Source organism: Streptomyces sp. NPDC006512 (assembly GCF_040611935.1).
Taxonomy (GTDB): domain Bacteria; phylum Actinomycetota; class Actinomycetes; order Streptomycetales; family Streptomycetaceae; genus Streptomyces.
Window position 1 is genome coordinate 12726 of record NZ_JBEXPG010000106.1, and the last position, 2099, is coordinate 14824.

The window sequence follows — 2099 nt, forward strand, 5'->3', positions numbered from 1 at the left end:
GGGGCGGGACGGCTCAGCGCCGTCCCGCCCGCACGGGGTGACGGCCTACCAGGTGAGCCAGCCGACCACGGTGGTTGTCGCGTCTCCCACCGCACCAGCGGCACCGGCGATCTTCTTGCCGGCTTCCTTGGAGATCTGATTGCCCAACCTGCCGAGGATCTTCCCCTTGCCCATCAGGATGCCACCGAGCGCGAACGCGCCGAGTGCCTGGTGGAACCGCGCGTCGTGCCGGCCGTAGCTGATGCCATTGAGGAGCGCGCTCGCCCCCTGCAGCCCCCAGGAGACGATGCCGACGACCGCGGCAACCGCGAACAGGGGCGGGAAGATGAAGCCGCCGACCCCCAGGATGACGGCGGCGCCTCCGGCGACCGTGCTCCAGTGGCCGGTGACCTTGGCCCAGTCCTTGGTGTCCTTGACGTCCTCCGGCCACATGCCCCAGAACTTGGTCTCGCCGTCGTCGTCAACCTCCGTGGCCGGGCTGGTCCCTGCCTGCTCGTGCCACTTGGCCTGCTGCGCGGCCGATTGCGACGAGGTCGCGAGCTCGGCGTCCCGCTTGTTGATCTCGATCTGGTGGGCTGCACTGGCGGCCGCGGCCGCGGCCTTCTCGTCCTTGCCCGCCTGCGCGGAGGATTCGGCTGCCTGGGTCTTGGAGGACTGCGCGCTCGCCGCGAAGGCCACGGCCTGCTGAGCGGACGCCACGGCTTGGCGCATGGAGTAGTTCGCCGTCCGGGCAGCGACCTGGGCGAGGGACGCCGCGCTCTTCGCCTGCTGCGCCGACTGCGCCGCGGAGGCCGCGGACCGGTCGGCCGCGTCAGCGCTGTCCTTCGCTTCCTTCGCGGCGTTGTCGGCGTCCTTGGCGTACCCCTGTGCCTTCAGCGCCCACTCCGAGGCCTCCTGCGCGGCCTGGCGTGCCTGCGCCGCCGCCTCGGAGGCGCGAGCGGCATCCTGCAGTGCCTTGGCGGCGATCCGCGCGCCGTGGGCGATGGAGGCACGGATGGCCGCGATGTGGGTGGCGCGGTCGTGGTCGAGGCGGGCGATGTTGTACTGGTCGTGCATCACGAAGTAGCGCCGCATGCGGGCGGATCCCTCAAGGACGATCTTCGCCGCCGACTGCATGTAGGGGCCGTCGCTGCCGAGGAGACGGAACACCTCGACGTGGTCGTCCCGCTTGACCGCTTCCGCCAGTTCGACGGTGAGGAAGTGCGCCAGGGCCCTGCCGCTGCCGTCACGCAGCGCGGCCTCGGCCTTCTCCTTGACGGCCGGCCCCGGGTTCTCGCCCAGGATCCTGAAGATGGTGACCCGGTTGTCCACCGCCGCCGCCTCGACCACGCCGGCGTCGAGGAACTTCCGGGCGGCGTCGGGGTCGCCGCTGACCAGGGCCTGGTGTGCGGCCGTGGCGACCGCCGATGTGGTCACCCGGCTGACGGTGGCGACGTTCTCGCGGTCGTCCTGCTTCTGCGCGAGGTGACGGTCGGTGTCGATCCAGTTGGCCACGTCGGAGTCGGTGCCGGCCAGAGCGAATTCGGCGGCCTCCCGCGTCCAGGTACCGCCCGAGTCCAGGAGCTTGACGGCGGCCTTGCGGCCGGCGGCGGCCGCGTTGGGGGCACCGGTCCGAAGCGCCGTCTCCGCGGCGGCGATCAGGTCCTTGATCTCCGCCGAGGTCTGGTCCGCCTGCGTCCGCTGCCGCGCGGCCCGGGCCGCGTCGTCGGCCTCCGCCTGGGCCCCCAGCCGCGCCTCCAGGATGCCCAGCTTGGTGTCCTCGTCGATGCGGGCGAGCTCCGCGGCGCGAGCCGCCTCCTCGACCGCCTGGGCTTCCCTGATCGCGTCGGCGGCGGTGGTGGCCGCCTGCATCGCGGCCTCCGCATAGGCCGTGGACCGCTTGGCGTACTCGATCGCCTTACCCGCGTTGTCGGCCGCGTCCTCGGCTGCCTCGGCTGCCTTGATCGCGTGGGCGGCGGCGCTGCGGGCGGCGTCACGGGCGACACGTGCGGCGCTGGCCGCCCGGTTCGCGAGCGACTGGGCGGTGCCCGCGGCCCTGGTGGCCCGCGGCGAGGCGCTCAGCGTCTACCAGCGGCTGCGCGCCACGCTCGTGCGCGAGC

At 72.9% G+C, this 2099-nt stretch carries 1 protein-coding gene; it reads right to left on the minus strand.

Annotated elements, in window-relative coordinates; translation table 11 throughout:
- Positions 1 to 45: 45 nt before the first annotated feature.
- Complete coding sequence (locus ABZZ17_RS38885; RefSeq protein WP_356883926.1) at positions 46 to 1851, minus strand: ALF repeat-containing protein; 1806 nt, start codon at positions 1849 to 1851, stop codon at positions 46 to 48.
- Positions 1852 to 2099: the final 248 nt, after the last annotated feature.